Below are 13,267 nucleotides of genomic sequence, written 5' to 3' on the forward strand. Positions count from 1 at the left end.
CTCCGAAAGCCGTATTCAGCCGGAAAGTGAGGCGAGCTCGTCGTCGCTCAGTTCGATGCCGGCCGCAAGCACCGAATCCTGGATGCTCTTGGCTCGCGAGGCCCCGGGGATGGGGATGACGATCGGGGCGAGCGCGAGTTCCCACGCCAGCGCGATCTGCTGAGGGCTCACGCCCCGAGCATCCGCCACCGTCTGGAATGCGTCATGTTGAGCGCCCACGTCGGCCGCCCGGGTGATACCACCGAGCGGCGACCAGGGCAGGAACGCGATACCCAGGCGGGCGCAGTGCTCGAGTTCTTCGAGGCTCGAGCGGAATGCCGGCGAGAACTGATTCTGCACCGAGACGAGCCGGCCGTCGAGGATGCGGTTCGCCTCGTCGATCTGAGCGGTCGAGGCGTTGGAGATTCCCGCCATCTCGATGACGCCCTCGTCGAGCAGTTCGCGCAGCGCCCCCACCGACTCGGCGTAGGGCACAGAAGGGTCGGGCCGGTGGAACTGGTACAGGCCGATCGCCTCGACCCCGAGACGACGAGCGGATGCCTGGGCCGCTTCCTTGATGTACTCGGGCCGCCCGTTGAGGGTCCAACTACCATCGCCCGGCCGCAGGTGTCCGCCCTTGGTCGCGACCAGGACGCCAGACGTGTCCCCGCCGTACGAGCCGAGTGCCTCGGCGATCAGCGTCTCGTTGTGGCCGACCTCGTCCGCGTGCTCGTGGTACGCGTCCGCTGTGTCGATGAGCGTGACGCCCGCATCGAGCGCGGCGTGGATGGTCGCGATCGACCGGACCCGATCGGGCCTTCCCTCGATCGACATCGGCATGCCGCCGAGTCCGATCGCGCTGACGGTACGGGATCCGATGGGTCGCTGCTGCAAGGTATTCCTTCTTCCGGTTCTGGAGTCGGCGACAACTCTAGGCCGAACCACCGACACCCGAATGGGGGTTGCGGCGTGGGCCCACCCAGGGTTCTCATCACCGCAACACGACGAAACGACAAACGCCCCACGAGGGGGCGTCTGTCGTTTGGTGGACCTGAGGGGATTCGAACCCCTGACCTCTTCATTGCGAACGAAGCGCGCTACCAACTGCGCCACAGGCCCGAGAACCTCAGAAAGATTATCACGGTCCTTCAGCCACGCCCGCCGCCGGTGTGTCCGCGGCAAGTGAGGCTCACGGCGACTCGGAGTGACTGTCCGTGGCGCCGAAAGAGCACAGGATCCTCGGGACCTATCACGAGCCCACCCGCGACCACAACCCGGTTTCGTCCCCGGAGCACGTCCCGCATGCTGGGGTGACATTGATCGAAAGGAGCTCATCATGAGCATGGGAGACAAGATCAAGCACGGCGCCGAAGACCTCTCCGGTAAGGCGAAGGAAGGCGTCGGCAAGGCGACCGACAACGACAAGCTCGAGGCGGAGGGCAAGGCCGACCAGGCCAAGGCCGACGTGAAGAAGGCTGGCGACAACGTCAAGGACGCCGTCAACTAAGCAGACCTGCAGGACGAAGCGGCTCGCACCCACGGGGGCGGGCCGCTTTTGCGTGCGCGGCTTTTAGGTGCGCGGCTTTTAGGTGCGCCGCTCTTAGGTGCGCCGCTCTTAGGTGCGCAGCCGCGCCCGTCGCGAACGAGTTCCGTCAGCCCGCGCGCTGGCGCAGCAGGGCGCGAACGTGGGCTTCGATCTCGGCGTCGTCGACGACTCCCATGCCCGCGTACGGCGAGCGTGCCGGAGCAACGGATGCAGCGGGCGCTTCGCCGCGTGCGACCGGGCGCTCGGTCCTCTGCGGGCGCGCCTGTTCTGCCTGCTGGCGCTCGATCTGGGCGCGCAGGGCCTCCTCGCGAGCTGCGTGGCGCAGAGCCTCGCGGGCGTCGGCCGCGTCGAGCTGAGCGGCCGCGCGCGAGCCGTTCGACGACACCAGGGGCTGCGGAAGCGTCCTCGGCGTCCACTCGCGCTGCGGCATTTCGGGCGCGAGATCTTGGACGGATGCTTCCCGCCGCACGACGACGGGCTGCACCGCTGCGCTGTCGGCAGCGGCAGCACGAGCGGCGACATGCGCCATCCGCTGCAGCACGATCAACGAGAGCCCGATCGAGGCCGCGCCAGCCCACAGGAACGTCTGCGCACCGCCCTGAACGACCTGCCAGATACCGAATCCGGTACCGCTCAGCCCGAGGAGAAGGAGTGACGTGGCGACGAGCCGTGCGCGGCGACGTGCGCGGGAACGACGAGCAAGCGGTGCGGATCGCGCCTGGGCGACCTGCTCCCGCAACTCCTCGAGCTCGGCGGATTGGTGCTCTGCCTGGAGGCGTCGCGCCAGGCGCTGCTGCTGAAGTGCCGTGCGAGCGTTGAGTTCGAGGCGGACTTCACCCGGCGTTTCGCTCGTCTCGGCGAGGACGCGGATGGCCTGGTTGAGGCGAACGGCGTTGCGTTCGGCGGCGTAGAACTGGTGCCGACTGTGCCACGTGGGCACGAGATAGACGAGCCAGAGCGCGACGGCGACCAGAAGGATCACTCCGCCGCCCAATACCTGCCCGCCCATGCCGACCACGGTATGCGAGGCCGCCGTGAACACCGGGATGTACCGGGCGTGTCGCGCCGCTCAGGAGCAACCCGTGACGCCCAGACCGTTCAGGAGTCCGACGCTGCCGCGTTCCGGTCCGCGTCGGGGATGTGCGCGGCGTCGCGAGGGGTCTGTCCGCTGACCCAGCGTTCGAGCACCCCGTAGGGGACGTCCTCACGGGTGAGGGCGAACGCGTAATGGTCGCGCCAGTCGCCGTCGATGTGGATGTAGCGACGACGCAGGCCCTCGTATCGGAAGCCGAGCTTCTCGACCACACGGAGGCTCGCGGCGTTCTCCGGGCGGATGCAGATCTCCATCCGGTGCAGCCGCAATTCGGTGAAGCACAGGTCGGTCGCCAAGGCGACCGCGGTCGGGGTGATCCCGAGCCCGGCGAAGCTCTCGCTCACCCAGTAGCCGATCGTCGCCGAGGCGAGCGACCCGCGCGCGATGCCCCACACGTTCAACTGGCCCGCGACCGCGCCGTTGTGCTCCATGACCAGGGGCACGCCGAGTCCGTCGCGATACTGCTGCAGCAGCCGGCGAATCCCGAGCCTCATGTCGAGCGACACGACGCCGTCAGGACTCGTCGCCTCCCACTGCTCCAACCAGCCCCGGTTATCGAGAAGGGCCTGCTGCAGGACGCGGGAGTCGCGGGATTTGATCAACCGGATCGAGATCGGTCCGTGCTCGCGCGGAAGGGACAACTCCATGCCCACTCCTCTTGCGGGGCAGCGAATCCGGTAAGACCTGAGCCTTACAGACCCGCCGCGAACTCCTTGAACCAGGGACGCAACTCGGGACCGAGATCGTCACGATCCGCGGCGAGCTGCACGATGGCCTTGATGTAGTCCACCCTATCGCCGGTGTCGTACCGACGACCGCGGAACACGACGCCGTACACGCCGGGACCGGTCGGGTCTGCAGCGACCTCCTGCAGCGCATCCGTCAGCTGGATTTCGCCGCCCTTGCCGGGCTGGGTGCGCTCCAGCACCTCGAAGATCGCCGGGCTCAGCACGTAGCGTCCGATGATGGCGAGGTTCGACGGGGCATCCTCACGCTGCGGCTTCTCGACCAGGCCCTTGACCTTGACGACGTCGGGGTTGTCGGTCGCCTCGACGTCCGCGGCGCCGTACAGGTGGATCTGGTCGGGGTCGACCTCCATCAGGGCGACGATCGCCGCGCCCGTGCGCTCGTGCTCGGCGAGCATCGTCGTCAGCAGCACGTCACGCTCGTCGATCAGGTCATCGCCGAGCAGCACGGCGAACGACTGCGTGCCGACGTGCGCCTTGGCACGCAGCACCGCGTGACCGAGACCCTTCGGCTCGCCCTGGCGGACGAAGTGGATGTCGGCGAGATCGCTCGACGCCATGACCTTCTGCAGCTTGGACGTGTCACCCTTCGCACGTAGCTTGTCTTCGAGCTCGGGCACCGAGTCGAAGTGGTTGGAGAGGTTGTTCTTGTTACGACCGATGATGATCAGCACATCTTCGATGCCGGCCTGAACGGCCTCTTCCACGACGTACTGGATCGCGGGCTTGTCGACGACGGGCAGCATCTCCTTCGGCATCGCCTTCGTGGCGGGAAGGAAGCGCGTGCCGAGACCGGCAGCAGGAATGACGGCTTTGAACTTCATAGGAGGCATGTCGGCCATCGTAACGGGAAGGTGAGGCGGAGAACCGCGCGTATTACCGGGGTTGACATTCGGGCCGGCCTTCCGCTGATGCGGCCCCGCCTAAGATGGTGCCCGTGTCTACAGACGTCGATCACGTCAAGCGGGCGCTGCGCGCGGACCTGCGCGAGCGCCGTCAGCTGCTCTCCGACGCGCAACGGGCCGACGCGGAGCACGCGCTCGCCGACCGTCTCGACCATTTGGTGGAGCAGCACGGCGCACGCTCGATCTCATGCTTCCTGTCCATGTCGACCGAGCCGGGGACCCACGAGTTCGTCGATCGTGCGGTGGCTCGCGGCATCCGCGTCCTTCTTCCGATCAGCCGCTCCGACGGACTGCTCGACTGGTCCGTCGCCGTCCCCGGGGGCGACGTCGCCGAGGGCATGTTCGGGCTTCCCGAGCCGGTCGGAGAGCTACTCGGTCCCATCGCCGTCAACGATGTCGACCTGATGATCATCCCCGCGGCCGCCGTCGACGCATCCGGCATGCGCATGGGTTGGGGACGCGGATACTTCGACAAGACCATCGGCTCGATGGAGCGCTGCCCGCCCGTGTACGCCGTCATCTTCGACTCGGAACTCGTTGACGAGGTGCCTCACGAGGTCCACGATCAGCCCGTCTCGGGTGTGGTCACCCCGTCGCGAACCGTCACCTTTGCGCCCTCCGCGCGCTGAAACACGCCTGAACCACGCCTGAACCAGGAGCACGATGCCTACCTACGCCTACGCCTGCAAGACCTGCGGCCACCGTTTCGACGCCGTCCAGGCCTTCACCGACCCGACGCTGACCGAGTGCCCCGAGTGCGGCGGCGCGTTGCGCAAGCAGTACGGCTCGATCGGCGTCACGTTCAACGGGAGCGGCTTCTACCGCACGGACTCGCGGGCCGGCGAGGGCAAGGCATCCGCGGGCAAGTCCTCCGGCTCTTCGGATTCGTCCGGCTCTTCGGCGAAGTCGGACTCGGGGTCGTCGAGCTCCTCCGGCTCCGCCGCGAAGTCGGGCTCGGGCTCGGGCTCGGGCTCGGGCTCGGGTGGCGGATCGTCGTCGTCTTCGTCAGAATCGACATCGGGGACGAAGTCCTCGCCCGCCTCGACGGGTTCGTGAAGCGGGCCCCCGGGCACGCAGGGAGGAGCAACGCATGATCAAGGGTTTCAAGGAGTTCATCCTCCGCGGCAATGTCATCGACCTCGCGGTCGCCGTCGTCATCGGAGGTGCCTTCACCGCGATCGTCAACTCGATCGTGTCGAGCATCATCAATCCGATCGTCGCGCTCTTCTACGAACCGAGCGAAGACGGTCAGTTCGGTCCGACGATCCAGGGCATCTATGGCCAGGACGTGACCTTCCCGCTCGGTGAACTGATCAGCGCCGTCATCAGCTTCTTCGCCGTCGCGATCGTGGTGTATTTCGTGTTCGTGTACCCGATGAACCACATGAAGGCTCGCGCCGCCGCGAAGGCGGGCCTCAGCAAGGTCGAGGACGAGCCGAAGCTCCCCACCGAGCAGGAGATCCTCGTGCAGATCCGCGACCTGCTCGAAAAGCAGCAGTCCACGCCGCGCGCCTGACCCGCGCTCCCGTGCTCCCAAAACAGGAGATCCGCCGAAAACAGGACGTTTCGGGCGCAATCGTCCTGTTGCGGGCGACTCTCCTGTTTTCGGGCGACTCGGCAACGTGAGCGAGGTCAGTAGTGCGGGGGCACGTCCTGGCGTAGGCGGTCGTCGTTCGGTCCGGCGGTGCTCGCGTCAGGCGCGGGAGCGGGATCGGATGCCTCGTCCCGGGGGGCCGGCTCCGGTGTCGCTCCCGGTGCGGGCGTCAGCTTGGCTCGGCGCGCGCCGGGAACTCTCACCACGTGTTGGCGCGAGCCCGCCGGCGGGTCCGGCTCGCCGGAACCGTCAGCCGAGGCCATCGATCGGCTGGGTCGACGCCTCGACGGCGGGTGCGTCGGGCTCGACCCCCAGGATCGATGCGATGCGCGCGGCGACGGCCGGGGCATCCGTGTACAGGTCGAACGAATGCACACGCACGTAGTGCCATCCGAGCCGCCGGAGCAGCTGGGGACGCAGGCGCAGTGATTCGCGTAGGGACTCGTCGTGCGTCTCGGGGTCGCTCTCGACGACGACGGCCTTGCCCGCGTGCTGCGCGACGAGGGGCAGAAGGCCGCGATAGTGCACGTCGACCGAGACGCCCAGGCGGCGAAGCTCGGACGCCAGGCGGCGCGTGAGCGGGTCGGCCAGGTCTTCGAGTCGGGCGTCGCGCTGGCGCGCTGCCATGCCGCCGAGGATCGTCATGAGGGTGGCGGCGCCGTACTCCAGGCGTCCGTCATCGAACGCGGAGGGACGGATGGATGACACGATCACCATCGAGCGGCGCGCCCGGGTCATGCCGACCGTCAGCAGGCGCTCACCGTCGGGGGTCGACAGGTCGCCGAAGTCGCTCAGCACACGGCCGTGCTTGGTCAGCCCGTAGCCGAGCGAGAAGATCACGCGGTCACGGCTCTCGGCGACCGACTGCTCGAGCGTGAGCACCGCGAACGGCTCGGCGGTGTCGCGCAGGGCGAACTCCGAAACATCCGATCGGCTTGCGAAAGCCGCGTTGACGGCCGCACGCACGCGCTCCGCGTGCCGTGCGCTGGCGGTCACGACCATGAGCGACTCGTCCGGCCGGTTGAGCGCGTGCTCGAGCACGAGCGTCACGACCCGCGTCACCTCGGTGTCGGGGCTCTCGACGGCGCCGCTGATCGGGTCGGGCGCGCCGAAGCCGCCCTCGACGTAGTCCACGGTCAGGCTGCCGCGGCCGAGGTACGAACCGGCCCACGGCCACGACACGATCTCGCCACCGTAGAAGGCGTCGTTGACGAGCTCGGCGAGGTCTTCGCCACCGGCGCGGTAGCTGCGCGTGAGCGTATAGACGGGCAGCAGGTCCCCGAGCTTCTCGAACACCGAGACGTCGTCGAATGTGACGTCGGCTTCGGGCTGCGGAGCCGAGCCGGCCGCGAGCGTGAACGGCGAGGGACGCTGCGTCACGGGGTCGCCGAGCACGACGACCTGACGGGCACGGCGGATCGCGGGTGCGGCCTCGGCGAGGCAGATGGCCCCGGCGTCCGCGATGATCACGGTGTCGAACATGACCGAATCGGGGATCTTCGGCACCTCGTAGGGCGACGCCAGCCACACAGGCGCGAGCGCGCGACCGAGCGTCGGGGCGCCGAGAGAGAGCGTTGCGGGCGTCGCGGTTCCGCGGGTCAGAAGCGCCTTGAGGTTCTCGGCCTCGCCCGGCTCATCGACGATGCCGATCTTCCATTCGCGGGCGAGCTGCCACGACAGGATCGATCCGGATGCCGCGGCGTGCGCCTCGTCGACCAGTCGGAAATCACGTTCCAGGCGGTCGACGACGCTCGTGTTCGCGCCGAGCAGAGACTTGTCGGAGCGGAGCATGTGCTCGAGCGCGGACTGCCACCACGCGTATTCGAGCTCGGCCGCGACACGGTCGGCGGGAACGTGTCGCACCGACAGCTCGGCGAGCAGGCCGCCGAGTCCGAGACGGGCGAGCTCGGCGCGGAGGGCCGTTCGCTCGATCAGGTTGTCGAGGACATCGGATTCTGCGGCCAGGCCGGCGAGCGTGCGCACCAGGGTGTTGATCGACAGCGAGGCGAGGCGCTTGTCGCGGTCGCGCCCGAGCGGGGCGTCGAGCTCCGCCAGCTCGGCCGTGACCCGCTGCCAAGCGACGTGCACATCGGCCAGGCCGAGGGGAACCTCGGGGGCCACACCGATGTCGACGAACTGCTGCCACTGCGTGCGCTGACGCTGGATGCGCACGAGAGCCTCGTGCATATCGGCGACGTGGACGCCCGGGCGCACGTACTCGCGCGCCAGGCGACGCAGGCGGCGCCGCTCCCCCGCCTTCATGCCCGCGGAGTCCCGACGCGAACCGAGTGCACGGATGAGGTCGGCGAGCGGACGTTCGAAGACGGTGGGGCTGAAGCGATCGAGCGAATCGCGGATGTCGATCAGCAGGCGCAGGTATTCGCCGAGTTCGTCGATCGAGGCGAAAGGACGCATGCGCGTCTGCGCGATCAGCTCGAAGCCGCGCTCGAGCAGCCGGGGAACCTCGGTCGTGTGCAGCCTCTGCGCGAGGGCGTGCGCCGACTGCGCGGCATCCGTGCTCGCGAAGTTGACGCCGTACCAGGGGGAATCGCCGGGACCGAAGCGGAATTCACCGAGCGTGGCGGCGAGCACGAGCATCCGCGCCGCTTCCGTGCGGTCGTTCGCCAGCTTCGTCAGCGTCGCGAAGTCGAACCGCGTGTCGACGGGGGCGATGCCGTCGGCTGCGGGCAGCGCGGCGAGAGCATGGAGCGTCTGCAAGGGACTGACGCCGAGACCCGGGACGGGCGTCGTCAGCGCCTTGCGGTACGACGTCAGCAGGGCGCGCAAACGCACCAGCGCGTCGTCGACGTCGCCGAGCTGGGGCGCGCTGGCCTTCTCGTTGCGGGCGATCGCGCGCACCAGGTCGCGGGCGGTGTTGGTCGGCGAGCAGGCGAGACCGGGCAGACCGACCTGGCCGAGTCGATGCCGCACGCCCTCGATCGTCGAGCGGCGCGCGCTGACGACCAGCACGCGACGGTGCTCGTGGACGAGGGCGCCGATGGCGTTGATGACGGTCTGCGTTCCGCCCGTCCCGGGCAGCGTCGCTACGGCGATCGAGCGTCCCGCGGTGATCTGGGCGAGCACGCGCTCCTGCTCGGAGTCGGCGTCGAGCAGGAGCGTGTCGGCGGCGGGCGGACGGTCATCCGGCCCGACGGTCTGCACTTCGCCCGGCTGCGCGGCGAGCGTCTGCCGATCTGCCTGGTGCCCCGCGAGGGCGTTCAGCACGAGCCCGCCGGCTCGGGAGGAGTCGCGGGCCATGCCGCGCGCGACATCGGCGAACGTCGAGACGATCAGACGCGGATGCACAGTGAACGTGTCGATGTGGGAGGTGACGGACCGGAGCCTGTCGATGACGCGCTGGGGCTTGAAGACGCCGCCCTCGTGGGCGAGCGCGGCGAGCGCCGGACCGTCGAGGGCGATCCCGAAGTGCTCGCGTGAGACCGAGTCGAGCTCCGGATTGATGTGGAAGCCGCCGTGCAGCTTCAGTTCGAAATCGGCACCGTGACGACGGATGGCGAGGGGGCGGAGCAGAACGGGCGCACTGTAAGAAACGCCGCCGATGCGCCAACCGGCGAGCCCGACGGCGAGGTGGACGGCCTCGATCGAGCGGACCGTGCGCAACTCGACGTTCTTCGCCGTGATGGCCTCGGCGGCGAGGCGAGCCGTGCGCAGGGCGACCTCATCGCGGAAGAGCCCGGACAACAACGTCGACTGCCCCGTGATGAACTGCGGCAGGCTGCCGGGGTGCGCGTTGGTGATGTCGATTCCCGCGTCCGCGACATCGACGAATTGCAGCAACGGAGAGCGTCCACCGAGCTCGGATGCCTCGGCGCGCAACCGTGATCGGAGCACGTCCGCGACATGCGCGACCTGCACGTCGGGCTCGGCAACACTCAGACCATCGGGCGCGACGCTGCGGTTATCGGGCGCGCCAAGCGACGGGGACCCGTCTTCGCCCAGGTCCACGGCGTTGCCGTCTGCTCGCCACACACGGTCACCCTACGTGCGGACGGCGCGTCGACCGGTCAAGCGCGGCGGGTTTCGCGGGATTGCCGGGTTGGACAGGCCATCTCTCCTCCCCCGCCGGGGTCTTCAGGCATCCGTCCCCCGAACGCCCCACGTTCCCTCAGATGTCGCGAGTCAGCGGCAGGATGGGCGTCATGCCGCTCCGCTACACGACAACACCCACGCCGATCGGGATCGCGCTCGCCGTCGAGTCCGATGACGGGCTGGTTGCGCTCCGTTTCGCCGAGGCGTCTGCCGAGAGCCTGCTGGATCAGATCATGGCGGCGCGGCGGGAGCCCGCTGTGCGCGACGACGAGGCGCTCGATCCCGTGGCGACGCAACTGGAGCAGTACTTCACGGGCGAGCGCCGGTCGTTCGACATCCCGCTGGATCTCGCGGGCCTGACCCCCTTCACCCGCGCCGCGCTCGGGGCGATCCGTGAGATCCCGTACGGCGAGACCGCGGGCTACGGGGAGGTCGCGATCACCGCCGGCATCCCGCGCGCAGCACGTGCGGTCGGCTCCGTGTGCGCCAACACGCCCATCTCGGTCGTGATCCCGGTGCACCGCGTCGTCCGGTCGGACGGATCGCTCGGCGAGTACGGCGGACGACCCGAGGTGAAGCGCGCGCTGCTCGCCCTCGAGTCGGGCATCGAGGGGGTCCTGCCGTGACCGACGCAACCGCGACGCCCGCGTCCGATCTCGTGGTCGGCGAAGACGGCCTGGCTCGCCCTCGTTGGGCGGCGACCGATCCCCTGCTGCGGAGCTACTACGACGACGAGTGGGGTATGCCCGTCCGCGACGAACGCGGGCTGTTCGAGCGTCTGAGCCTCGAAGGGTTCCAGTCGGGATTGTCGTGGGCGATCATCCTGCGGAAGCGCCCGGGGTTTCGAGCGGCCTTCGCCGATTTCGACCCCGACACGGTGGCCGGATACGGCGACGAGGACGTGGAACGCCTGCTGCAGGATGCCGCGATCGTGCGCAATCGCGCCAAGATCCTCGCGACGATCACCAACGCCCGCGCCACGGTCGCCCTCCGCTCGGACGGCGGTCTGGCCGACCTGGTGTGGTCGTACCGGCCCGAGACCACGCCCTCACCGCTGAGCTTCGCCGACATCCCCTCCACCTCTGATGAATCGCGTGCACTCGCGAAGGCGCTGAAGGCACGCGGGTTCCGCTTCGTCGGGCCGACGACCGCGTTCGCCCTGATGGAAGCCGTGGGGATCGTTGACACGCACCTCATCGGCAGCCACCGGCGCGGGTCGAGCGGCGTCTGGCCCGCCTCGGCATAGCCGACGCACACAGGGATGCCCCGACCCAGCGGCCGGGGCATCCCTCGCTGTCTTCGCGCCGCTAGTGGCTCGTCGCCTTCTCGGCGCCGTAGCCGGTGAGCGAGCGCACATCCATCTCCGCGGCGAGGCGCCGGTCCTCGGCCTTGCGTGACGTGACCGAACCGAGCCACCCGAGGAAGAACCCGAGCGGGATCGACACGATGCCGGGGTTGTTCAGCGGCCACAGCGCCGTTCCGACCGGGAACACGCTGGTCTCTGTGCCCCAGAAGACCGGCGAGGCGACGATCAGGATGACGGCCGCACCGAGCCCGCCGTACATGCTCCACACCGCGCCGCGCGTCGTGAACCCGCGCCAGAACAGCGAGTACAGGATCGTCGGCAGGTTCGCCGACGCCGCGACCGCGAAGGCCAGCGCGACGAGGAATGCCACATTCTGACCCTGCACCCCGATACCGCCGATGATCGCGAGCACACCGATCACGATCACCGTGCGACGGGCGACCTTCACCTCACCGTCCGGGGGCACATTGCCCTTCTTCACGACGTTCGCGTAGATGTCATGGGCGAACGACGCGGCCGCCGTGATCGTCAGACCCGCGACCACCGCGAGGATCGTCGCGAACGCGACCGCCGAGATGAACCCGAGCAGGATCGGACCACCGAGCGCCAGCGCCAGCAGCGGTGCCGCCGAGTTGACCCCACCCGGGGCCTCGCGGATCACGTCCGGACCCACCAGCGCCGCGGCGCCGTACCCCAGCACGAGCGTCAGCAGATAGAACAGGCCGATCAGCCAGATCGCCCACACCACCGAACGCCGCGCCTCTTTCGCCGTCGGCACCGTGTAGAAGCGCATCAGCACGTGCGGCAGACCAGCCGTGCCGAGCACGAGGGCGAGCGCCAGGCTGATGAAGTCCCACGGGTTCGCGCCGTACTGCAGGCCCGGTGCGAGGATCGCGTCCGGCGGCGTCGTGGTCGAGGCATCCACCGCTGCACCGAGCAGGGTGTTGATGTTGAACCCATTGATCGCCAGAACCCAGATCGTCATGACGATGGCGCCACCGATCAGCAGGAAGGCCTTGACGATCTGGACCCAGGTGGTGCCCTTCATGCCACCGATGAGCACGTAGACGATCATCAGCACACCGACGACGGCGACGACGATCGACTGCCCGATCTGGTCGTTAATGCCGAGCAACAGCGAGACGAGCCCGCCCGCGCCCGCCATCTGCGCCAACAGATAGAAGAAGCAGACCGCGAGGGTCGTGATGGCCGCCGCCATCCGCACCGGGCGCTGCGCGAGACGGAACGACAGCACGTCTGCCATCGTGAACTTGCCCGTGTTCCGCATCAGTTCGGCCACGAGCAGCAGCGCGACCAGCCAGGCGACGAGGAACCCGATCGAATACAGGAATCCGTCGTAGCCGTTCAACGCGATGGCACCGCAGATGCCGAGGAAGGATGCCGCGGACAGGTAGTCCCCCGCGATCGCGAAGCCGTTCTGCGGACCCGTGAACGATCGTCCCGCGGCGTAGTAGTCGGCCGCGGTCTTGTTGTTGCGGCTCGCCCGGATGACGATGAACAACGTGATGGCGACGAACGCGCCGAAGATCGAGATGTTCAGGACGGGGTTGTTCTCGACCGTCGTGGAAGCGGCCTCGAGCGCCGCGAAGATGTCGTTCACGAAGTGGGCTCCTGCTTCTCGAGGGCGTCACGAATGGCCTCGGCCTTCGGGTCGAGCTTGCGGTTCGCGAAGGCGACGTACGACATCGTGATCGCGAACGTGGTGACGAACTGCCCGAGACCGAAGATCAGCCCGACCGTCACATCACCCCAGACGCGTGTGCCCATGAAGTCCGTGGCGAACGACGACAGCAGAACGTAAACGAAGTACCAGAGCAGGAATGCGACCGCGAGCGGGAACACGAAGCTGCGTTGCGTGCGCTTGAGTTCCTGAAACGGGGCGGACTCCTCGACCGCTATATAGTCGATGCCGCCGGGTGGGGCGGTCTCTTTTCTCGGATCACTCATGTGGCCTCCTTGCCATCAGTGCACGGTCTGCGCGAAGCCCGAAAGACGGCCAAAAGTCCGCCACGAGGACATGACGGATA

Annotated in this window: 13 protein-coding genes, 1 tRNA gene and 1 pseudogene; 6 read left to right on the forward strand and 9 right to left on the reverse strand. The window is 68.3% G+C overall.

The window, feature by feature from the left end:
* Positions 1–15: 15 nt before the first annotated feature.
* A complete protein-coding gene (locus tag ACIQ0W_RS05670) occupies positions 16–873 on the reverse strand; it encodes an aldo/keto reductase (RefSeq protein WP_396641818.1) in 858 nt (285 codons plus the stop codon).
* 149 nt (positions 874–1,022) lie between these two features.
* Positions 1,023–1,098 (reverse strand) — tRNA-Ala (locus tag ACIQ0W_RS05675).
* Between the two features lie 217 nt (positions 1,099–1,315).
* On the opposite strand from ACIQ0W_RS05675, the gene ACIQ0W_RS05680 reads away from it, so the two are divergent.
* On the forward strand, positions 1,316–1,486 hold the full coding sequence (locus tag ACIQ0W_RS05680; RefSeq protein ID WP_396641819.1) for a CsbD family protein: 171 nt from the start codon (positions 1,316–1,318) through the stop codon (positions 1,484–1,486).
* 145 nt (positions 1,487–1,631) lie between these two features.
* Here ACIQ0W_RS05680 and ACIQ0W_RS05685 read toward each other — a convergent pair whose 3' ends face one another.
* The 3 genes from ACIQ0W_RS05685 to galU all read right to left on the reverse strand — a co-directional run bounded on the left by ACIQ0W_RS05685 (position 1,632) and on the right by galU (position 4,197).
* Complete coding sequence (locus ACIQ0W_RS05685) at positions 1,632–2,534, reverse strand: hypothetical protein (RefSeq protein ID WP_396641820.1); 903 nt, start codon at positions 2,532–2,534, stop codon at positions 1,632–1,634.
* 89 nt (positions 2,535–2,623) lie between these two features.
* Complete coding sequence (locus ACIQ0W_RS05690; RefSeq protein WP_396641821.1) at positions 2,624–3,265, reverse strand: GNAT family N-acetyltransferase; 642 nt, start codon at positions 3,263–3,265, stop codon at positions 2,624–2,626.
* A 44-nt stretch (positions 3,266–3,309) separates the two neighbouring features.
* Complete coding sequence (galU, locus tag ACIQ0W_RS05695) at positions 3,310–4,197, reverse strand: UTP--glucose-1-phosphate uridylyltransferase GalU (RefSeq protein ID WP_396641822.1); 888 nt, start codon at positions 4,195–4,197, stop codon at positions 3,310–3,312.
* A 104-nt stretch (positions 4,198–4,301) separates the two neighbouring features.
* On the opposite strand from galU, the gene ACIQ0W_RS05700 reads away from it, so the two are divergent.
* Positions 4,302–4,898: a 5-formyltetrahydrofolate cyclo-ligase gene (locus ACIQ0W_RS05700; RefSeq protein WP_396641823.1), complete on the forward strand. Its 597-nt coding sequence runs from the start codon at positions 4,302–4,304 to the stop codon at positions 4,896–4,898.
* A 34-nt stretch (positions 4,899–4,932) separates the two neighbouring features.
* A pseudogene (locus tag ACIQ0W_RS05705) lies at positions 4,933–5,073 on the forward strand (FmdB family zinc ribbon protein); the annotation flags it as partial.
* A gap of 14 nt (positions 5,074–5,087) precedes the next feature.
* Here the strand turns inward: ACIQ0W_RS05705 and ACIQ0W_RS05710 are convergent.
* The gene (locus ACIQ0W_RS05710; protein WP_396641892.1) at positions 5,088–5,342 is read right to left on the reverse strand and encodes a hypothetical protein; all 255 of its coding nucleotides are present in this window, start codon (positions 5,340–5,342) and stop codon (positions 5,088–5,090) included.
* Positions 5,343–5,359: 17 nt separating this feature from the next.
* On the opposite strand from ACIQ0W_RS05710, the gene mscL reads away from it, so the two are divergent.
* Positions 5,360–5,785 (forward strand): large conductance mechanosensitive channel protein MscL, encoded by a 426-nt coding sequence (mscL, locus tag ACIQ0W_RS05715; RefSeq protein ID WP_396641824.1) that lies wholly within the window; start codon positions 5,360–5,362, stop codon positions 5,783–5,785.
* A 327-nt stretch (positions 5,786–6,112) separates the two neighbouring features.
* Here mscL and ACIQ0W_RS05720 read toward each other — a convergent pair whose 3' ends face one another.
* Complete coding sequence (locus ACIQ0W_RS05720) at positions 6,113–9,853, reverse strand: DEAD/DEAH box helicase (protein WP_396641825.1); 3,741 nt, start codon at positions 9,851–9,853, stop codon at positions 6,113–6,115.
* A 140-nt stretch (positions 9,854–9,993) separates the two neighbouring features.
* On the opposite strand from ACIQ0W_RS05720, the gene ACIQ0W_RS05725 reads away from it, so the two are divergent.
* Complete coding sequence (locus ACIQ0W_RS05725) at positions 9,994–10,539, forward strand: methylated-DNA--[protein]-cysteine S-methyltransferase (RefSeq protein WP_396641826.1); 546 nt, start codon at positions 9,994–9,996, stop codon at positions 10,537–10,539.
* Complete coding sequence (locus tag ACIQ0W_RS05730) at positions 10,536–11,159, forward strand: DNA-3-methyladenine glycosylase I (RefSeq protein ID WP_396641827.1); 624 nt, start codon at positions 10,536–10,538, stop codon at positions 11,157–11,159. The genes ACIQ0W_RS05725 and ACIQ0W_RS05730 overlap by 4 nt, the downstream gene beginning before the upstream one ends.
* A gap of 61 nt (positions 11,160–11,220) precedes the next feature.
* Here ACIQ0W_RS05730 and ACIQ0W_RS05735 read toward each other — a convergent pair whose 3' ends face one another.
* Entirely contained in the window at positions 11,221–12,840 is a 1,620-nt protein-coding gene (locus ACIQ0W_RS05735; RefSeq protein WP_396641828.1) for a cation acetate symporter, read from the reverse strand.
* Positions 12,837–13,187, reverse strand: a complete 351-nt coding sequence (locus tag ACIQ0W_RS05740; RefSeq protein ID WP_396641829.1) for a DUF485 domain-containing protein — start codon at positions 13,185–13,187, stop codon at positions 12,837–12,839. Before ACIQ0W_RS05740 ends, ACIQ0W_RS05735 begins: the two co-directional genes overlap by 4 nt.
* Positions 13,188–13,267 lie beyond the last annotated feature (80 nt).

The sequence above is a fragment of the Microbacterium sp. genome (assembly GCF_044340635.1).
Lineage (GTDB): Bacteria > Actinomycetota > Actinomycetes > Actinomycetales > Microbacteriaceae > Microbacterium.